Annotated in this window: 13 protein-coding genes; 3 read left to right on the top strand and 10 right to left on the bottom strand. The window is 69.6% G+C overall.

The features are described from left to right. Positions 1 to 37: 37 nt before the first annotated feature. Together ACE3OU_RS12575 and ACE3OU_RS12570 are read right to left on the bottom strand one after the other, a co-directional pair. On the bottom strand, positions 38 to 292 hold the full coding sequence (locus tag ACE3OU_RS12575; protein ID WP_374241899.1) for a hypothetical protein: 255 nt from the start codon (positions 290 to 292) through the stop codon (positions 38 to 40). Between the two features lie 52 nt (positions 293 to 344). Continuing rightward, positions 345 to 1,043, bottom strand: coding sequence for a fumarylacetoacetate hydrolase family protein (locus ACE3OU_RS12570; RefSeq protein ID WP_374241898.1), 699 nt, complete (start codon positions 1,041 to 1,043; stop codon positions 345 to 347). A 181-nt stretch (positions 1,044 to 1,224) separates the two neighbouring features. On the opposite strand from ACE3OU_RS12570, the gene ACE3OU_RS12565 reads away from it, so the two are divergent. Together ACE3OU_RS12565 and ACE3OU_RS12560 are read left to right on the top strand one after the other, a co-directional pair. Next, positions 1,225 to 2,406, top strand: coding sequence for an acetylornithine transaminase (locus ACE3OU_RS12565; protein WP_374241897.1), 1,182 nt, complete (start codon positions 1,225 to 1,227; stop codon positions 2,404 to 2,406). A gap of 282 nt (positions 2,407 to 2,688) precedes the next feature. Further along, entirely contained in the window at positions 2,689 to 4,401 is a 1,713-nt protein-coding gene (locus ACE3OU_RS12560; protein ID WP_374241896.1) for an ATP-binding protein, read from the top strand. A 52-nt stretch (positions 4,402 to 4,453) separates the two neighbouring features. Here ACE3OU_RS12560 and ACE3OU_RS12555 read toward each other — a convergent pair whose 3' ends face one another. From ACE3OU_RS12555 to ACE3OU_RS12545, 3 genes are all read right to left on the bottom strand, one after another. Further along, positions 4,454 to 7,324: an EAL domain-containing protein gene (locus ACE3OU_RS12555; protein WP_374241895.1), complete on the bottom strand. Its 2,871-nt coding sequence runs from the start codon at positions 7,322 to 7,324 to the stop codon at positions 4,454 to 4,456. A gap of 259 nt (positions 7,325 to 7,583) precedes the next feature. Next, positions 7,584 to 9,944 (bottom strand): DNA topoisomerase IV subunit A, encoded by a 2,361-nt coding sequence (gene parC, locus ACE3OU_RS12550; protein ID WP_374241894.1) that lies wholly within the window; start codon positions 9,942 to 9,944, stop codon positions 7,584 to 7,586. A 245-nt stretch (positions 9,945 to 10,189) separates the two neighbouring features. Next, positions 10,190 to 11,047 carry a LysR family transcriptional regulator gene (locus ACE3OU_RS12545; protein WP_374241893.1) on the bottom strand — a complete coding sequence of 286 codons (858 nt, stop codon included), beginning with the start codon at positions 11,045 to 11,047 and terminating at the stop codon, positions 10,190 to 10,192. A gap of 131 nt (positions 11,048 to 11,178) precedes the next feature. Between ACE3OU_RS12545 and ACE3OU_RS12540 the strand changes: the two genes are divergently transcribed. Continuing rightward, positions 11,179 to 11,781 (top strand): cysteine hydrolase family protein, encoded by a 603-nt coding sequence (locus ACE3OU_RS12540; protein ID WP_374241892.1) that lies wholly within the window; start codon positions 11,179 to 11,181, stop codon positions 11,779 to 11,781. A 26-nt stretch (positions 11,782 to 11,807) separates the two neighbouring features. On the opposite strand, the gene ACE3OU_RS12535 is transcribed toward ACE3OU_RS12540, so the two are convergent. The 5 genes from ACE3OU_RS12535 to ACE3OU_RS12515 all read right to left on the bottom strand — a co-directional run bounded on the left by ACE3OU_RS12535 (position 11,808) and on the right by ACE3OU_RS12515 (position 18,360). Continuing rightward, the gene (locus tag ACE3OU_RS12535; protein ID WP_374241891.1) at positions 11,808 to 12,857 is read right to left on the bottom strand and encodes a GTP-binding protein; all 1,050 of its coding nucleotides are present in this window, start codon (positions 12,855 to 12,857) and stop codon (positions 11,808 to 11,810) included. Between the two features lie 76 nt (positions 12,858 to 12,933). After that, on the bottom strand, positions 12,934 to 13,137 hold the full coding sequence (locus ACE3OU_RS12530) for a YbdD/YjiX family protein (RefSeq protein ID WP_299867999.1): 204 nt from the start codon (positions 13,135 to 13,137) through the stop codon (positions 12,934 to 12,936). A gap of 10 nt (positions 13,138 to 13,147) precedes the next feature. Beyond that, positions 13,148 to 15,208, bottom strand: a complete 2,061-nt coding sequence (locus tag ACE3OU_RS12525; protein ID WP_374241890.1) for a carbon starvation CstA family protein — start codon at positions 15,206 to 15,208, stop codon at positions 13,148 to 13,150. 247 nt (positions 15,209 to 15,455) lie between these two features. After that, positions 15,456 to 17,414 carry a DNA topoisomerase IV subunit B gene (gene parE, locus ACE3OU_RS12520; RefSeq protein ID WP_374241889.1) on the bottom strand — a complete coding sequence of 653 codons (1,959 nt, stop codon included), beginning with the start codon at positions 17,412 to 17,414 and terminating at the stop codon, positions 15,456 to 15,458. A gap of 226 nt (positions 17,415 to 17,640) precedes the next feature. Further along, complete coding sequence (locus tag ACE3OU_RS12515; protein WP_374241888.1) at positions 17,641 to 18,360, bottom strand: response regulator transcription factor; 720 nt, start codon at positions 18,358 to 18,360, stop codon at positions 17,641 to 17,643. Between the last annotated feature and the right edge of the window lie 6 nt (positions 18,361 to 18,366).

The raw sequence follows: 18,366 nt of genomic DNA, 5'->3' as shown, positions 1-18,366 counted from the left end.
CCCCGCCTTGACGCGTTAACGATAGGTAAACATCGAACTACGCCGCCCCGCGATGTGATGTTTTCCTATCGTGGGCATCCAAAGTGGCGGCGATGAAGATCAACGCGGCGCCGATGGTGATCCACGCGGCTCCGACATCGACCACCGTCGCTCCGATAGCAAGGCCAGCCGCCCCGACAGCGATGCACGAGGCGCCGATATCGATCACCACCGGCCTGGTGAAGCCACTCGCAGCGTCGTGATCGAGGCAAGGGGCGGCGACAGTGTCGCCAGCGGTGGCGACGGCGCGCAATGGCAGCCCGTGAGAGCGTCAGGCGCCCCTGTGGCGGTCGGGCGATGGCGTTTCATTCGGCGTCGCCGATGGTGAGGGTGATCTCGCCGACTCCTTCGATCCGGCCGGTGATCCGGTCGCCCGGGACGACGGCGCCCACACCCTCCGGGGTGCCGGTGAACAGCAGGTCGCCGGGCCGCAGGTGGTAGTAGCGGGAGAGGTCGGCGATCAGCTCGGGGATGCTCCAGATCATCTGGCCGAGGTCGGCGCCCTGGCGGGGGGCGCCATTCACCTGCAGCCCGATGGCGCCTTGCCCCAGCACCCGGCCGTTGGGCACGATGGCCGACAGCACTGCCGCGTTCTCGAAGTTCTTGGCCAGGTCCCACGGCCGGCCCGCTGCGCGGGCGACCAGCTGCAGGTCGCGGCGGGTCATGTCGAGACCGCAGGCGTAGCCGAAGATCATCCCGCCGGCGTCGGCCTCGGTGACCCGGAAACCCCCGGCGCCGAGCGCCACCACCAGCTCCATCTCGTGCTGGAAATCGCGGGTGCCGGGCGGGTAGGGCAGGGTGGCGCCGGATTCCACGGCCGAGGCCGCGTCCTTGATGAAGTAGAAGGGCTGCATGGTGGTCTTGTCCACCGGGGCGCCCATCTCGATGGCGTGGGCGTGGTAGTTGCGGCCGACGCAGAAGATGCGGCCCACCGGAAAGCGGCTCTCGCTGCCCTGGATCGGCAGCGAGAAGGGGGCGGGCGGGTTGAACAGATAGCGGGTCATCGTGGGGTCCTCATGGTCGCGGGTCGGGGCGGGGGAGCGTTCTTCGCAGCATACAACGCAGCCGCGCTGCGGGCTGTCATCAAGGGACGGCAATATTCAGCCGGGCCGCGCTGCCGATCCACACTGTCGTCAAGCGCCCTCAGGCCGTATACTCTGCCCCTTGCGAATTATGGAGCCCCCCATGCGTTACGGAGATTTTGATACCGATTCCCTGATGTACATCACCAACCGCCCGGATCTCGTCTTCGAGCGCGGCGAGGGGGCGTGGCTGTACGACCACCAGGGCAAGCGCTACCTGGATTTCATCCAGGGCTGGGCCGTCAACTGCCTCGGCCACTGCCCGCCGGAGATCCGCGATGCGCTGGTCAAGCAGGCGAGCACGCTGCTCAACCCGAGCCCGGCCTTCTACAACGGCCCGATGGTCGAGCTGGCCGGCCTGCTCACCGCCAACTCGGTGTTCGACCGGGTGTTCTTCGCCAACACCGGCGCCGAGGCCAACGAAGGCGCCATCAAGCTCGCCCGCAAGTGGGGCAAGCTCAACAAGGGCGGCGCCTACGAGATCATCACCTTCGACCACTCCTTCCACGGTCGCACCCTGGCCACCATGTCGGCCTCCGGCAAGCCGGGCTGGGACACGCTCTACGCGCCCCAGGTGCCGGGCTTCCCGAAGGCCCACCTCAACGACATCGCGTCGGTCGAGGCGCTGATCACCGACAAGACCGTCGCCGTGATGCTGGAGCCGGTGCAGGGCGAGGGCGGCGTGATCCCCGCCGATCCGGGTTTCATGCAGGCCCTGCGCAAGCTCACCCGCGAGCGCAACGTGCTCTTGATCGTCGACGAGGTGCAGGCCGGCATGGGCCGTACCGGCACCCTCTTCGCCTACGAGCACTCCGCGGTCGAGCCCGACATCATGACCCTCGGCAAGGGCATTGGCGGCGGCGTGCCGCTGGCGGCGCTGCTGGCCCGCGAGGCGGTCTGCTGCTTCCAGGCCGGTGACCAGGGCGGCACCTACAACGGCAACCCGCTGATGACTGCGGTCGGCGTGGCGGTGATCAAGACCCTCACCGCGCCGGGCTTCCTCGAGGGCGTGCGCGCCCGCGGCGAATACCTCAAGCAACGCCTGCTCGAGCTGAGCGCCCGCCATGGCCTGCGCGGCGAGCGGGGTTCCGGCCTGCTGCGCGCGCTGATCCTCGACGACGAGCGCGGCCCGGCCCTCGTGCAGGCGGCCCTCACCATGGAGCCCCACGGCCTGCTGCTCAACGCGCCGCGGCCCAACCTGCTGCGCTTCATGCCGGCGCTCAACGTGACCGAGGCCGAGATCGACCTGATGATCGAGGCGCTCGATATGCTGCTGAAGAAATAAGCCCGGGGCAAGCCGGGCAGGGGGCGGGGGCTCGCGCTGGCGGGTCGCCCGCCCTTTTTCATGGCGCCCGCGGGGTCCCTGGCTGGCCCGATGGCCACCCGCCGGCGCCTTTCGTCCGCACGGGCGGGCCAAACGGCGCTACCCTTGGCAAGCCAGCCGGCGGGGGGATCCGCGGCGACGGGCGGGGGCTGGGCGATGTGTGCCGCCGCTGGCGGCGGGACGATGCCTTTCCGAGACGCAGCGCGGCGCTGCGGGGTCACGACAAACGGAGTACTGCCACCCATGAACACACTTCCTGCCACCTCCGGCGGGCCCGACGCCTCCGCCCCCCCGGCGCAGCCAGGCCGGCGGCGGCTCTTCCTGCCCATCCTCACCCTCACGCTGCTGGTGCTGGGCCTGCTGTGGGCGGCGGTGCTGCTCAAGGCGCAGGCCGAGGAGGAGGTGGTGATCCAGTCGATCTACACCGAAAACCTCAACCTTGCCCGGGCCTTCGAGGAGCACAGCGTCCGCACCATCAAGAGCGTGGACCAGACCGTCCTGTTCCTCAAGCACCAGTACGAAAAGTATGGCGACAAGGTGGACATCGCCGAGTATGTGCGCGAAGGAATGATCATCAGCGGTCTCTTCAACCAGCTGGGGGTTATCGACGAGAACGGCATCTACATTCTCAGCAACCTGCCCAACCACAAGCGCATGGATCTGTCCGACCGGGAACATTTCCGGGTGCACCGGGAGAAGGACACCGGCCAGCTCTTCGTGAGCAAGCCGGTGCTCGGGCGGGCTTCCGGCAAGTGGTCGATCCAGATGACCCGGCGCATCAACAAGCCCGACGGGAGCTTTGGCGGCGTGGTCGTGATCTCCGTCGATCCCTATTATTTTTCGGATTTCTACCGGGGCGTCGATCTCGGCCACGGCGGGGTGGTGTCGCTGATCGGCTCCGACGGGATCGTGCGGGCGCGCCGCTCCGGTGACGATGTCTCGGTGGGCCAGGACCTCTCCTCGAGCCCGCTGATGAGGCAGATGGTCAAGGCGCCCAGCGGGAGCTACCGGGCGGTGAGCGTGGCCGACGGCGTCACCCGTTTCTACAGCTACCGGACCCTCAAGGAGTATCCCCTCACGGTGGCCGTCGGGGTCGACGAGCGGGAGGCGCTGGCGTCCTTCGACGCCCGGCGTCGGGGCTACCTGATCTACGTGCTGGGGGTCAGCCTGGTGGTGGTGTTCTTCGGCGCCTACACGATCCACCTGCTGCAGCGCCAGTACCGCATCTCCCAGGCGCTGCGCGAGAGCCAGTGGCGGGCGGAGTCGGCCAACCGCATGAAGTCGGACTTCCTGGCCTCCATGTCCCACGAGCTGCGCACGCCCCTCAACGGCATCATGGGCTACGCCGAGCTGCTGCGGGAGAGCAGCGAGGGGGAAAACCGCGAGTTTGCCGAGGTCATCCACGAGAGCAGCCTGCACCTGCTGGAGCTGGTCAACTCGATCCTCGACCTGGCGCGCATCGAGTCCGGCACGATGGAGCTGAAGCCGGCCCGCGAGGCCCTCCGCCCGCTGTTCGAGCGCATCGTCCGCACCTACTACCCGCCGGCGGCCAGCAAGGGGGTGAGCCTCGCGCTGAGCTTCGGCGACGGCCTGCCCGAGACCCTGGTCTGCGATGCGACCCGGGTCGCCCAAGTCTTCAACAACCTGCTGAGCAATGCCATCAAATTCACCGACGCCGGGGAGATCGAGCTCCGCGTCACCCGCCGGGGCGGGCAGCTGGAGCTCGCCGTGCGCGACACCGGCTGTGGCATTCCGGCCGACATGCTGCCGGTGGTCTTCGAGCGTTTCCGCCAGGTGGACAGCTTCCTGACCCGCCGTCACCAGGGCACCGGCCTGGGGCTGGCGCTGGTCAAGGAGCTGGCGGAGCTGATGGGCGGCAGCGTGAGGGCGAGTTCGGAGGTGGGCAAGGGCAGCGAGTTCGTCGTGACCCTGCCGATCGACGGCCCGCAGGGCTGAGGCCTGGCGCCGGACGGCCTGGGAGGCCATGCCGGGCGCCGGCGGGCGGGTTTCAGGCGCCGCGCTGCTGGCGCATGAACTCGCCCATCCGGTCTGCCGGCAGCGGGCGTGAGAAGTGGTAGCCCTGGCCGATGTGGCAGCCGAGTTCCTGCAGGATCACGTCCTGCACCTCCGACTCGACCCCCTCGGCCACCGTCTGCAGCGACAGGTCGCGGGCGATGCTGAGGATGGCGCGGATCAGCTTGATGTCCGCCTCGTTGCGGTGGAGCTCCATCACGAAGGAGCGGTCGATCTTGAGCACGTTGAAGCGGAAGTTGCGCAGGTAGGAGAGGCTCGCGTAACCCGTGCCGAAGTCGTCCAGCGACAGCTTGACGCCCAGCGCGACGAGGCCCTCGAGGGTCGTGCTGATGCGTTCGTCCTTGTCGAGGAGCACGCTCTCGGTGACCTCTATCTCCAGCCGGCTGGGGGCGATGCCGGTCTGCTCCAGGGTGTGCCGCACCTTGTCCACGAAGCCCGGCTGGCGCAGCTGCGGCACGGCCACATTCACCGCCATGTGGATCGGCGGGATGCCCTCGGCGTCCCAGCGGGCGAGCTGGCCGCAGGCCTGCTCCAGCACCCACTGGCCGATCGGCACGATCAGGCCGGTCTCCTCGGCTATCGGGATGAAGCGGTCGGGCATCACCATCGGCTCCTCCGCCGGCTGCCAGCGCAGCAGCGCCTCGCAGCCCACGATGTGCCGGGTGCTCAGGTCGATCTGGGGCTGGAAGTGCAGCTGCAGCTCGTCGCGGGCAAGGGCGTGGCGCAGGCCGTTCTCGATGTGCAGCCGCTCGGTGGCCCACAGGTTGAACTCGGGGGCGAAGAACTGGAAGGTGTTCCGGCCCTGGTGCTTGGCGTGGTACATCGCCGCCTCGGCGTGCTTCAGCAGGGTCTCCGGGTCGCCCGCGTTGTCCGGGTACAGGGCGATGCCGATGCTGGGGGTGATCAGCATCTCGTGCTCGCCGATCTCGAAGGGCGCGGCCAGCGCATCCAGGATCTTGCGGGCGACGGGCAGGGCCTGGGCGGTGTGTTCCAGCCCGGTGAGCACCACCACGAACTCGTCGCCCCCCAGGCGGCTCACCGTGTCGCTCTGGCGCACCAGCTTGAGCAGGCGGGCGGCGACGCCCTGCAGCAGCTGGTCGCCCACCGTATGACCGAGGGAGTCGTTGATGTTCTTGAAGCGGTCGAGGTCGAGCACCAGGGTGGCGACGAGGCGGTTCTCCCGCTCGGCCCGGGCCATCACCTGGGCCAGCCGGTCGCTCAGCAGGCTGCGGTTGGGCAGTCCGGTGAGGGGATCGAACTCGGCGAGCTGGCGGATGCGGTCTTCGGCCTCCTTGCGCTCGGTGAGGTCGAGGAAGGTGCCCACGTAGTGCAGCACCTCGCCGCCGGGCGAGTAGACCGTGGTGATCTGCAGCAGCTCGGGGAAGATGCTGCCGTCGCGCCGCCGGTTCCAGATCTCGCCGCTCCAGCTGCCGTTCTCGTGGATGGTCTCCCACATGCTGCGGTAGAACTCGGCGTCGTGCCGGCCGGAGGAGAGCATCTCGGGGCAGCGGCCGATCACCTCGTCGGCCCGGTAGCCGCTGATCTCGGTGAACGCCGGGTTGACCGCCAGGATGCGCCGCTCGGCGTCGGTGATGAGGATGCCTTCCTTGCTGCTCTGGAAGACGTGGCCGGCCAGGTGAAGTTCGCCGGTGGTCTGTTCGAGGGCCTGGGCGTGGGCTTCCAGGCTCCGCTTGTAGCCTTGCAGCAAGCCGCTCATCCAGCGCGAGAAGAGGGCCGAGGCCAGGATCGCCACAGCGATTGCCAGCGCCGCCACCAGCCCCGCATAGGGCAGCCGGGACGACAGGGACGACCAGGCGGTGGTCCGCTCGATGTCGATGGCTGCCTGGATCTCGCGGTTGGACAGGCTCGCGACGAGCACGATGTTCCACGGCGCGAAGCGTCGGATCATCGCGCTGCGGGTGTCCACCCCCTCGCTGCCCGGGCGGCGCAGGGTATATTCCATGAGGCCGCCGCCCTGGCCGGCGAGCTCGATCATGCGGCGGCGGATGGCCTGCTCTTCGGCCGAGCCGACCTGGCGGTAGTCACGCCCTTCGTTGTGGGGGGCGAGGGGCTCCAGCAGGATCCGGCCGTCGAGGCTCATCACCGAGAAGTGGCCGGTGTCGCCGGACTTCCAGGCGCGCAGCCGCTCGAGGCCCTCCCGCAGCCGGGCGGCGTGCCACTGCTCCAGATAGTCGCCCGTCCCGATCATCCACCCGTAGGGCTTGAAGATCTGCACGAAGGCGAGCTTCTCGGACATCTCCCGGGGGTTGTCCGGCGAATACCAGCGGTACCGCGAGAAGCCACCATCTGCGCTGCCCAGCGCCGCTTCGAGCAGCCCGCGGGTGATGTAGTGGCCCGTGTCGTCCCGGTTGTCCCACAGGGAGGTGTTCTCCAGCGCGGGGTTGATCGGCAGCAGGATGCTCACCCCCTGCTGGTCCTGGGCGAAGAAATAGCCGCGGCCATCGAAGAAGCGCTGCGGCCGCAGGGTGTCGAGGATCAGGCGCTTGACCGCCGCCTCCGGGTGCAGCTTGCTCTCGTGCGTGTGGATGGCCCGGGCGGTCTGCATGGCCATCGCGATCTTCTCGCGCAGGGCCTGGCGCAGCACGCTCTCGGTGCGAACCTCCAGGAAGTCCAGGTAGCCGACGGCCGCATCCATCTCGGTTTCGAGGCGGTCGTGGAGGTGGTCCCGCTGATTCTGCTCGAAGCGCCGGGTGATCTCGCGATGTTCGGTGATGCCGATCCACAGGAAGCTCGCCGCCAGCGTCAGGGCCAGCGTGACCACGACAACCAGCGTGCCCAGCAGGTGATAGCGCTTCAGGTTGTCGTTGGTGAGCTTGAGTTTCATCGGGATCGGGGGTTTCGGAGAACGGCCGGCCCCTCCGCAGCGGATGCCGGTTTTCTCTGTCAGGACGGCCTTTTAACGGCAGCGAGGGCCGGGAATGAAGCCTGAAATCCCTCGAGATGGGGAAAAGTGTGGGGTAATTCACGGGTATGACGCCTTCTCCGCCGAGGGGCGGGGCGCCGGTGATGACGGGTGGGACGGCGGGCGCCGCTCCGGTTGCCGCCCGGCCCGCAGGAGGGGCCGGGCGTTCGCGGCGCGGCGCTCAGCTCCCGCGCAGGCCGTTGGCCTGGGGGCCGGCGGGGGCGGGCTTGCCCTTGCGGGCGCGCTTGCCGAGCCACTGTTCCCAGTCGCGGGGGGCAATCGAGGTTTCGACGGGCTTGCCGCCGCGGGTGTTGCAGAGCAGGGTCAGGCTGGTGTGGGCCACGCAGACGGCGGCGAGGGTCTCGCCCTCGTCAAGGCCCATCAGCACATTGCCGCGACCGCCGCCGGAGAGCTCCTTCATCTGGTCGAGGGTGAAGATCAGCAGCTTGCCACCCGACGACAGCGTTGCCACGTGCAGCCCCTCGGCGCCGTCGAAGAGCAGCGGCGGGAGCAGCCGCGCGCCCTCATCCACGCTCATGAACTGCTTGCCGGCCCGCTTGGTGGCGGTCATGTCGCCCAGGCGGCAGAGGAAGCCGTAGCCGTCGCTGGTGGCGAGCAGCACCCGGCGCTCGGCCTTGCCGGCGAGCACCTGCACGATCTTCGCGCCGCTCGGCAGCTCGACCAGCGAGGCCAGCGGCGAGCCGTTGCCGCGGCCGTCGGGCAGCGTGGACACCGCCACCGTGAGGGCGCGGCCGCCGTCGGTGAGGGCCACCAGCGCATCCACGCTGCGGCACTCGAAGGCCGCGGCAAGGCGGTCGCCGTCCTTGAAGGCCAGGTTGGCGAGGTCGACGCCGTGGCCGCTGCGGCAGCGCACCCAGCCCTTCTCGGAGACGATCACGGTGACGGGCTCGTCGAGCACGGTCTGGGTGACGCCGGCGCGGGCGGCCTCTTCCACCAGGGTGCGGCGTTCGTCGCCGTACCTGGCGGCGTCGGCGCGGATCTCCTTGATGACCAGCTTCTTGAGCTTGCCCTCGTCGCCCAGCAGGGCCTCGAGCTCGGACTTCTCGGTGCGCAGCTCGGCGAGCTCCCGCTCGATCTTGATGCCTTCGAGGCGCGCCAGCTGGCGCAGGCGGATCTCGAGGATGTCCTCGGCCTGGCGGTCGGAGAGGTCGAAGCGGGCGATCAGCGCCGCCTTGGGATCGTCCGACTCGCGGATGATGCGGATCACCTCGTCGATGTTGAGGAAGACGATGTGCCGGCCTTCGAGGATGTGGATGCGGTCGTTCACCTGGCCCAGCCGGTGCACGCTGCGCCGCCGCACGGTGCCGATGCGGAAGCGGCCCCATTCGTGGAGGATGTCGGCGAGGTTCTTCTGGCCCGGGCGGCCGTCGAGGCCGATCATCACCAGGTTGATCGACGCGGAGGTCTCGAGGCTGGTGTGGGACAGCAGCAGGTTGGCGAACTCGGCGATGTCCTGGTTGCGGCTCTTGGGCTCGAACACCAGGCGCACCGGCGCGTCCTTGCCCGACTCGTCGCGCACCCGGTCGAGGGCGGCCAGCATCAGGGCCTTGAGCTGGGCCTGGTCGGCGTCGATGGATTTCTTGCCGGTCTTGGGCTGTGGGTTGGTGAGGGTCTCGATCTCGAAAAGCACCTTCTGGGCCGAGACGCCCGGCGGCAGCTCGGTGACCACCAGCTGCCACTGGCCGCGGGCGAGATCCTCGATCACCCAGCGGGCGCGCAGCTTGAGGCTGCCGCGGCCGGTTTCATAGGCCTGGCGGATGTCGGCGGCGGGTGAGATGAGCTGGCCGCCGCCCGGGTAGTCGGGGCCGGCGATGTGCTGCATCAGGTCGGCGACGCCGGCAGCCGGGTGCTCGATGGCGTGGATCGCGGCGGTGGCGACTTCGCGCAGGTTGTGGGACGGGACCTCGGTGGCCATGCCCACCGCGATGCCCGAGGCGCCGTTGAGCAGCACGAAGGGCAGGCGCGCCGGCAGCAGCTGGGGCTCTTCAAAGGCGCCGTCGTAGTTGGGGCGGAAATCCACGGTGCCCCGGTCGATCTCGGACAGCAGCAGCTCGGCGATGGGGGTGAGGCGGCACTCGGTGTAGCGCATCGCGGCGGCCGAGTCGCCGTCCCGGGAGCCGAAGTTGCCCTGGCCGTCCACCAGCGGGTAGCGCAGCGAGAAGTCCTGGGCCACCCGCACCATCGCGTCGTAGACGCTGCTGTCGCCGTGGGGGTGGTACTTGCCGATCACGTCGCCGACCACCCGGGCCGACTTGACGTGCTTGGAGCCCGGGGACAGGCGCATCTCGTTCATCGCGAAGAGGATGCGGCGCTGCACGGGTTTCATGCCGTCCTCGACCTGGGGCAGGGCGCGGGACTTGACCACGCTCATCGCGTAGGCGAGGTAGGCCCGCTCGGCATACTGGTCGAGGGGCAGGGCGTCGTCGCTGGCGACGAGGGGGGCCGCTGGCGGGGCGGGCGGCGTGGCGCCGCCGGCGGCCTCCGGCGGGAGGGATTCGAAGAGATCCGGGGTTTCGTTCATGGCTGCGGGCGGCGCGGGGCCGCCGGGGTTGCGGGCACGCTCTGGGGCGCGCCGGGGGTGTGCGAAAAAACAGGGCGCAAAAATACCACAAGCGGGGCGTCGCGCGGGGTGGCGGGGCCGCCCGGGCAGGGTTGGGGCCGCGCCGGGAGGTGGAATGCGGGCGGTGAGCGGCCAGTCAGCCCGAGAAGAGGCCCTTCCCGCCGCCCGGGGGCGTGGCGCAGGCCCGGCCGGCGGGCCGGGAGGCGTCAGGCCGTGCGGGAGAAGCGGGCCTCGTCGCGGTGGAAGCGCTCCACCAGCCAGTCGCCGACGACCCGCACGCGGGGCACGTCACGCAGCTCGCGGGGCAGCACCAGCCAGATCTCGCGGGTCAGCACGGCCTCGCTGCCGGACAGGCAGCGCAGCCCCGGGTGGCGGCTGCCCACCAGGCACGGCAGGATGCCGAGCCCGAGCCCGTCGGCCACCGCGTTGGCCAGCGCGTCGATGTTGTTGCAGCGGAAGCTCACGTTCTGCTGGCCGACGTGCTCGGAGAGCCAGCACATCTCCGGCACCCGGTCGAGGGCGCGCTCGTACCCCACCCATGGGGCGCTCTGCCAGGAGGTGTGCAGCAGCGGTTTTTCCGGGCCATACACGCCGTAGGCGAGCCGGCCCAGGCTGCGCATCACGAGGTCGCCGTCGGCCGGGCGGGCCAGCCGCACGGCGATGTCGGCTTCCCGCCGGCCCAAGTCGAGGGACCGGCTGCTGGCGATGATCTCGATGGCCAGCTCGGGATAGCGGCTGCGCAGGTCGGCCAGCTGGCGGGCGAGGTAATGGGATGCGAGGGTGTCCACCGCGGTGATCCGGACCACGCCCTTCACCTGGGTCTGGCGGTCGCTCACCAGATGGCACAGGGCGGCGATCTCGGCCTCCATGCGCTGGCCGCGGGTCAGCAACTCCTCCCCCATCGGGGTCGGCGTCAGCTGGCCCTTGAGGCGCTCGAACAGCGGCGTGCCCAGGCAGGCTTCGAGGGCGCGCAGGCGGCGGGCCACCGTGGTCTGGTCGACGCCGAGCTGGCGCGCCGCGCCGGCCACCGAGCCGCAGCGGGCGATCACGACGGCGTAGCGCACGTCGTCCCAGCCGGGTGAGGCTGCAGAATTGCAGGAGGGTGATGCAGGGATATCCATATCGCAGGAGCAAGGCCAGCGTCTATGCTGGAGGCGCGTTCAATGCTTCCTCCAACCTCACAGGCGCCTGAATCATGCCCAATCCGATCACCCTTCGCAATCTCGGCGGCCGCTCCGCCGCTCCCGCCGCCCTCACGGCGTCCACGCTCGTCCTGATCGACTGCCAGAACACCTACCGGGAGGGCGTGATGGCCCTCAGCGGCGTCGAGGCGGCCCTCGACGAGATCGCCGCGCTGCTCGCCCGCGCCCGCCGGCTGGGCGTTCCGGTCATCCACATCCAGCACGACGCCGGTCCGGGCTCGCCCTACGATGTGAGCGCTCCGATCGGCGCCATCGCCGACAAGGTCGCCCCGGCGGCCGGCGAGCCGGTGGTCCTCAAGCACTTTCCCAACTCCTTCATCGGCACCGACCTGGAGGCGCGCCTCAAGGCCACCGGGCGGCAGAACGTGGTGTTCGTCGGTTTCATGACCCACATGTGCGTCAATTCGACCACCCGCGGGGCCTTCAACCTCGGCTTTGCGCCGACCGTCGTGGCCAGCGCGACGGCCACCCGCGACCTGCCCGACCCCCACGGCAACGTCGTTCCGGCGGCCACCCTGCAGGCCGCCAGCCTGGCGGCCCTGGGCGACCTGTTTGCGGTCGTCGTTCCCGACGTGGCGGCGCTGCCCGACGCCTGACGGCGCCGGCCCCCGGGGGCCGGGCGTCAGCGGCAGGCCAGCCGGAAGCCGGCGCGGATGGCGTCTTCGTCCAGCCGCCGGCCGATGATCACGATGGTGGTCTCGCGGGCCTCGCCATCGGCCCAGTCGCGGCCGTAGTCGAAGCCGGTGATGCGGTGCACCCCCTGGAAGACCAGCCGCCGGGCCTCCCCGCGCACGGCGAGGATGCCCTTGTAGCGCAGCATGTCGTTGCCGTTCTTCAGCAGCAGCTCCTCGACGAAGCTGCCCATCAGGCCCACGTCCACTTCGCCCGGGTGGTGCAGCACCAGCGAGGTGATGTCGTCGTCGTGGCGGACGAAGCTGCGGAACTCCCCGCCGCCCCGGGAGAGGCCGCTGGGGCTTGGCTGTGTCAGGAAGCCCGGGCTCTGCTCGATCACGTCGGACAGCACGAAGGCGTCGAGGGCGAACAGGGCGGCCAGCCCGGCCGGGTCGCTCGGCACCGGGGCGATCGGTACGCGCAGGTTGATGCGGGCGAGGCGGGCCTCCAGCGCGGCCAGGGCCTCGGGGGCGACGCCGTCGGTCTTGGTCAGCAGCACCCGGTCGGCAAAGCCGATCTGCGCCGCGGCGACGCGGTTTTCGTTGAGCTGGCGGTCGGCGTGGAGGGCGTCCACGACGGCCAGGATGCCGTCCAGCTCGTAGCGCTCGCGCACGCCTTCATCCACGAAGAAGGCCTGGGCCACCGGCGCCGGGTCGGCGAGGCCGGTGGTCTCGACGACCAGCTGGTCGAAGTCCAGCTCGCCCCGGTCACGCCGGTCGGCGAGGTCGGCGAGGGCGTTGGAGAGTTCGCCGCGCACGCTGCAGCAGATGCAGCCGTTGGCGAGCTCGACCACCTCGACGGCGGGCGAGCCGGCGATCAGGCCGCCGTCGATGCCGACGGCACCGAACTCGTTTTCGAGCACCGCGACGCGCCGGGCCGGCCGGGTGGCCAGGTAGCGGTTGAGGAGGGTCGTCTTGCCGGCGCCCAGGAAGCCGGTGAGGAGCGTGGCCCGGATGGGCGGGCGGGGCAGGGCGAGGGGGTTGGCGAGGGGCTGGGTCATGGCAGGTGTTGAATGAAAAACCGGCCGGGAGTCTGCCACAGGGGCGGCCTCCCGGCCGGTGGGTGTTGCGGGGGCCTCAGCAGCAGCGCCCGGGGCGACCGTCGCCGCCGCCGTAGCGGGCCTCCTGGCGCTCCCGGAAGAAGGCTTCGTAGCTCATCACCTCCTTGTCCGGGTGGTTGAGGCGCATGTGCTGCACGTAGGCGTCGTAGTCGGGCATGCCCACCATCAGGCGGGCCGCCTGGCCGAGATATTTGCCCACGCGGGCGAGGTCGGAGAACACCTGGCGGGCCTCAGCGGCTGGCCGGCATCGGCTCGAAGGGGGTCTCGAGCGTGGTCGGCTTGTTGTTGGACAGCGCGCGCCGGCAGGCCGGGATGGCGTAGGCCAGGATGCTCAGCACCAGCAGCATGAACAGCGCCGCGAGGGCCGCGTCCACATAGTTGTTGGTGATGATCTGGTGCATCTGGTCCAGCGACTTGGCCGGGGCCAGCAGCTCGCCCTTGTCGAGGGCGGTCTGGTACTTGTTGGCGTTGGCGAGGAAGCCGATCTTCGGGTTGTCGTGGAAGACCTTCTGCCAGCCGGCGGTGAGGGTGCACAGCAGCAGCCAGGCGGTGGGCACCACCGTGACCCAGGCGAAGCGCTCGCGCTTCATCTTGAACAGCACCACGGTGGCGAGGGTCAGCGCGACGCCGGCCAGCATCTGGTTGGCGATGCCGAACAGCGGCCACAGGGTGTTGATGCCGCCCAGCGGGTCGACCACGCCCTGGTACAGGAAGTAGCCCCAGGCCGCCACGCACAGGCCGGTGGCCACCAGGCTGGCGAAGATGGAGTCCATCTTGCGCATCGAGGGCACGAAGGTGCCGAGCAGGTCCTGCAGCATGAAGCGCCCGGCGCGGGTGCCGGCATCGACGGCGGTGAGGATGAAGAGGGCCTCGAAGAGGATCGCGAAGTGGTACCAGAAGGCCATCATCGCCTTGCCGCCGAGGGCGCTGGAGAGGATGTGGGCCATCCCGACGGCCAGGGTCGGGGCGCCGCCGGCGCGGGAGATGATGCTCTTCTCGCCCACGTCCTGGGCGGTCTGCAGCAGCATCTCGGGCGTCACCACGAAGCCCCACTGGGAGATCGCCAGGGCGGCGCTCTCGGCGGTCTTGCCGATCACTGCGGCCGGGCTGTTCATCGCGAAGTAGACGCCCGGCTCGATCACCGAGGCGGCCACCAGGGCCATCATCGCCACGAAGGACTCCATCAGCATGCCGCCGTAGCCGATCAGGCGGGCGTTCTTCTCGTTGTCGAGGAGCTTCGGCGTGGTGCCGGAGGAGATCAGCGCATGGAAGCCGGAGACGGCGCCGCAGGCGATGGTGATGAACAGGAAGGGGAACAGGCTGCCGGACCACACCGGGCCGGTGCCGTCGACGAACTTGGTGAGGGCGGGCATCTGCAGGGTCGGGGCGACGATGGCGATGCCGATGGCCAGGCCGACGATGGTGCCGATCTTGAGGAAGGTGGACAGGTAGTCCCGCGGCGCCAGCAGCAGCCACACCGGCAGCACCGAAGCGATGAAGCCGTAGCCGATCAGGAGCCAGGTGAGCTGCTTGCCGTCGAAGGTGAACAGCGGGCCCCAGGTCTCGCTGGCGGCGATGTCGCCGCCGTAGATGATGGAGGCCATCAGCAGCACGAAGCCGATGATCGACATCTCGCCGATGCGGCCCGGGCGGATGTAGCGGCTATACACACCCATCAGCAGCGCGATGGGGATGGTGGCCGCCACGGTGAACATGCCCCACGGCGATTCGGCCAGGGCCTTCACGACGATCAGCGCCAGCACCGCGAGGATGATGACCATGATCATGAAGGTGCCGAACAGCGCGATCACCCCGGGGATGGGGCCGAGCTCCGATTTGATGAGGTCGCCCAGGGAGCGACCGTCGCGCCGGGTCGAGATGAACAGCACGATGAAATCCTGCACCGCGCCGGCAAACACCACCCCGGCGAGGATCCACAGCATCCCCGGCAGGTAGCCCATCTGGGCTGCGAGCACCGGGCCCACCAGCGGGCCGGCGCCGGCGATGGCGGCGAAGTGGTGGCCGAACAGCACGTATTTGTTGGTGGGGACGTAGTCGAGCCCGTCGTTGTGGCGATGGGCCGGGGTCATCCGGGTGGGGTCGAGCTCCATCACCTTGTCGGCGATGAAGAGGCTGTAGTAGCGGTAGGCGATGAGGTAGACGCAGACGGCCGCGACGACCAGCCACAGGGCGTTGATGCTTTCACCACGGTTGAGGGCGACGACGCCGAGGGCGCCGGCCCCCAGGATGGCGACCGCCGCCCAGCCCAGATGGCGCTGGATGGAGTTCATGATTTCCTCGCTTCTTGTTGGGGATGTGCAGGAGGCAGTCCGGCCTGCGAGAGGGATGCGGCAGCGGTTCGGGGCGAGGGGAATCGCTTCGGCTGCTGTCCGCGATCGGCCGCAGGGTCGGACGTCGACCTGCTCGCAGCCCGGGACCGATGGAGAGACGGCTTACCGGGCCGCATGCCCATTCTTGCGCAAGGGCGGTGGAGATCAATCAGGGTTTTACACAGGTATCGCGTGGGTTTGCGCTGGATCAAACGTCGGCTTCGACGGAATCTCCCTTTTCTTCCATCCACGCCCGGCGGCCGGAGGCTTCGCCCTTGCCCATCAGCAGCGTGAACATCCGGAGGGTGTCCTCGAAGGCGTCGGCGCGCACGTGCACCGGCAGCACGCGGCGGGTGGCCGGGTCCATGGTGGTCTCGCGCAGCTGCTCGGGGTTCATCTCGCCGAGGCCCTTGAAGCGGCCGACCTCGATCTGCTCCGCCTTGACGCCCTCGTGGACCAGGCGGTCGCGCAAGGACGCCAGTTCCTGGTCGTCCAGCGCGTACAGGCGCCGTGGCGGGCGCTTCTTGCCGGAGGCGGGCACGTCGAGCCGGTACAGCGGCGGCTGGGCGACGTAGATGTGGCCATTTTCGATGAGCTTGGGGAAGTGGCGGAAGAACAGGGTGAGCAGCAGGGTCTGGATGTGGGAGCCGTCCACGTCGGCGTCCGACATGATGATGACCTTGCCGTAGCGCAGCTGGGAGAGGTCGGCATCACTGCCGGCCGGGTGCGGGTCGACGCCCAGCGCCACCGCGATGTCGTGGATCTCGGCGTTGGCGAAGAGGCGCTCGCGGTCGACTTCCCAGGCGTTCTGCACCTTGCCGCGCAGGGGCAGGATGGCCTGGGTGTCCTTGTCGCGGGCCATCTTGGCGCTGCCGCCGGCGGAGTCGCCCTCGACCAGGAAGAGTTCGTTCTCGGCGATGTCCTCCGACTCGCAGTCGGAGAGCTTGCCCGGCAGCACCGCCACCCCCGATGACTTGCGCTTCTCGACCTTCTGGGCGGCACGGGCGCGGGCCTGGGCGGCCTTGATGGCCAGCTCGGCGAGCTTCTTGCCGTAGTCCACGTGCTCGTTGAGCCACAGCTCGAAGGGGTCGCGCACCATCCGCGACACCAGCTGCACCGCGTCGCGGCTGTTGAGGCGCTCCTTGGTCTGGCCCTGGAAGCTGGGGTCGAGCACCCGCGCCGAAAGCAGGAAGGAGGCGCGCCCGAAGGCGTCGTCGGCGGTGAGCTTGACGCCCTTGGGCAGCAGCGCGTGGTGGTCGATGAAGTTCTTGATGGCGGTGAACACCCCGTCCCGCAGGCCGGCCTCGTGGGTGCCGCCAGCGGGGGTGGGGATGAGGTTTACATACGACTCGCGCACCGGCGCGCCTTCCAGCGTCCACGCCACCGCCCACGAGGCGCCCTCGCCGGCGGCGAAGTTGTCGTCGCCCTTGGCGGCGTATTTCTCGCCGGAGAACAGCGGGATCAGCGGCTCGTCGGGCAGGGCCTCGGAGAGGTAGCCGCGCATGCCGTGCTCGAAGTGCCACACGCGGGTGTCGCCGCCCTCGATGGCGAGGCTCACCTCGAGGCCGGGCATCAGCACGGCCTTGGAGCGCAGCAGGCGCTCGAGCTCGGCCCGCGGCAGTTCGGCGGCGTCGAAGTATCTGGCGTCGGGCCAGGCGCGCACGGTGGTACCGCTGGCCTTCTTGGGGGCGTCGCCGGTGCGGGCGAGGGGCTCGATCACCTCGCCGCCCGAGAACACCAGCCGGTGCCGCCCACCATCACGCACCACCTCGACCTCCAGGCGGTGCGACAGCGCGTTGGTCACCGACACGCCGACGCCGTGCAGGCCGCCGGAGAAGCGGTAGGCCGAGTCCTCGTCGGTCTTGTTGAACTTGCCGCCGGCGTGCAGGCGGGTGAACACCACCTCGACGGTGGACACGCCCTCGACCGGGTGGATCTCGACCGGGATGCCTCGGCCGTCGTCGGCCACGCTCACCGAGCCGTCGGCGTGCAGGGTGACGGCGATCTTGCGGCAGAAGCCGGCCATCGCCTCGTCGGCGGCGTTGTCGATGACTTCCTGGATGACGTGCAGCGGGTTCTCGGTGCGGGTGTACATGCCCGGCCGCTGCTTGACGGGCTCGAGGCCCTTCAGGACGGTGATGGAATCGGCGGTATAACTCTTCTGCATCTTTTTGCGCGGGGGCGAGCAGGAAGCTACTGCGCGGCCCGATCTCGCGATTCCGGTGCTCGCTGTACTCGCGTACAGCTCCGCTCCTCGTCGCGACCTCGGGCCGCTCGCCACGCTTCCTGCACGCCCCGAAAGTTGGGTGGGTGCTTGAGTGGGGGAATTTGGGGGCGGACTATACAGGCTGCGGGTGGCGGCGGGGAGGGCGGTGCTGGCTTTTCGGGGGGGCTCAGGACCAGGTGACGGTGGCGGCGAGGAGGTAGCCGGCGCCGTAGACGGTCTTGATGAGGCGGGCGTGCTGGGGGTTTTCCTCTAGGCGGCGGCGCAGGCGGGAGATGCGCAGGTCGATGCTGCGGTCGAGGGCGGCCACGTCGCGGCCGCCGAGCAGCTGTTCGCGGGTCAGAATGTGGTTGGGGTGGGCCAGCAGCACCGACAGCAGCTGGGCTTCGGCGGTGCTGAGGGTTTCTTCCTGGCCGGCCGGGCTGGTGAGGGTGTTGCTGCCGGGGGCGAAGCGCCAGCCGGCGAATTCGGCGACGCGCTTGGCCGGGTCGGCGGGCAGCTCCGGCTGGCCCGGATAGCGGCGCAGGATGCTGCGCACCCGGGCGATCAGCTCCCGCGGCTCGAAGGGCTTCACCACGTAGTCGTCGGCCCCCAGCTCCAGCCCCATCACCCGGTCGTGGGTGTCGCTGCGTCCGGTGACGATCAGGAGCCCGCAGCTGTGCTGGCCGCGCAGTTGCTGGAGCACGCTCATGCCGTCCATGTCGGGCAGGCCGAGGTCGAGGATCACCAGGTCGGGCGCCCGGTGGCGCAGGCCGTGGAAGAAGGCTTCGGCGCTGCGGAAGGCTTCGTTGCGGTAGCCGAATTTCTCGAGGGTGTCGCAGATCAGCCGGGCGATGGCCGGCTCGTCTTCGACGACGTAGATGAGTTCGGGGGCGCGGGTGGGCGGCATGGCGTG

This window comes from Zoogloea sp., assembly GCF_041908905.1.
Lineage (GTDB): Bacteria > Pseudomonadota > Gammaproteobacteria > Burkholderiales > Rhodocyclaceae > Zoogloea.
The sequence above is the reverse complement of the archived record's forward strand: the minus strand, read 5'-3'. Positions and strand labels throughout refer to the sequence as shown.

Bases quoted from the DNA above. Each gene is read 5' to 3' on its own strand.
- ACE3OU_RS12570 (WP_374241898.1), bottom strand. From the start codon at position 1,043: ATGACCCGCTATCTGTTCAACCCGCCCGCCCCCTTCTCGCTGCCGATC.
- ACE3OU_RS12565 (WP_374241897.1), top strand. From the start codon at position 1,225: ATGCGTTACGGAGATTTTGATACCGATTCCCTGATGTACATCACCAAC.
- ACE3OU_RS12560 (WP_374241896.1), top strand. From the start codon at position 2,689: ATGAACACACTTCCTGCCACCTCCGGCGGGCCCGACGCCTCCGCCCCC.
- ACE3OU_RS12555 (WP_374241895.1), bottom strand. From the start codon at position 7,324: ATGAAACTCAAGCTCACCAACGACAACCTGAAGCGCTATCACCTGCTG.
- parC (WP_374241894.1), bottom strand. From the start codon at position 9,944: ATGAACGAAACCCCGGATCTCTTCGAATCCCTCCCGCCGGAGGCCGCC.
- ACE3OU_RS12540 (WP_374241892.1), top strand. From the start codon at position 11,179: ATGCCCAATCCGATCACCCTTCGCAATCTCGGCGGCCGCTCCGCCGCT.
- ACE3OU_RS12535 (WP_374241891.1), bottom strand. From the start codon at position 12,857: ATGACCCAGCCCCTCGCCAACCCCCTCGCCCTGCCCCGCCCGCCCATC.
- ACE3OU_RS12525 (WP_374241890.1), bottom strand. From the start codon at position 15,208: ATGAACTCCATCCAGCGCCATCTGGGCTGGGCGGCGGTCGCCATCCTG.
- parE (WP_374241889.1), bottom strand. From the start codon at position 17,414: ATGCAGAAGAGTTATACCGCCGATTCCATCACCGTCCTGAAGGGCCTC.
- ACE3OU_RS12515 (WP_374241888.1), bottom strand. From the start codon at position 18,360: ATGCCGCCCACCCGCGCCCCCGAACTCATCTACGTCGTCGAAGACGAG.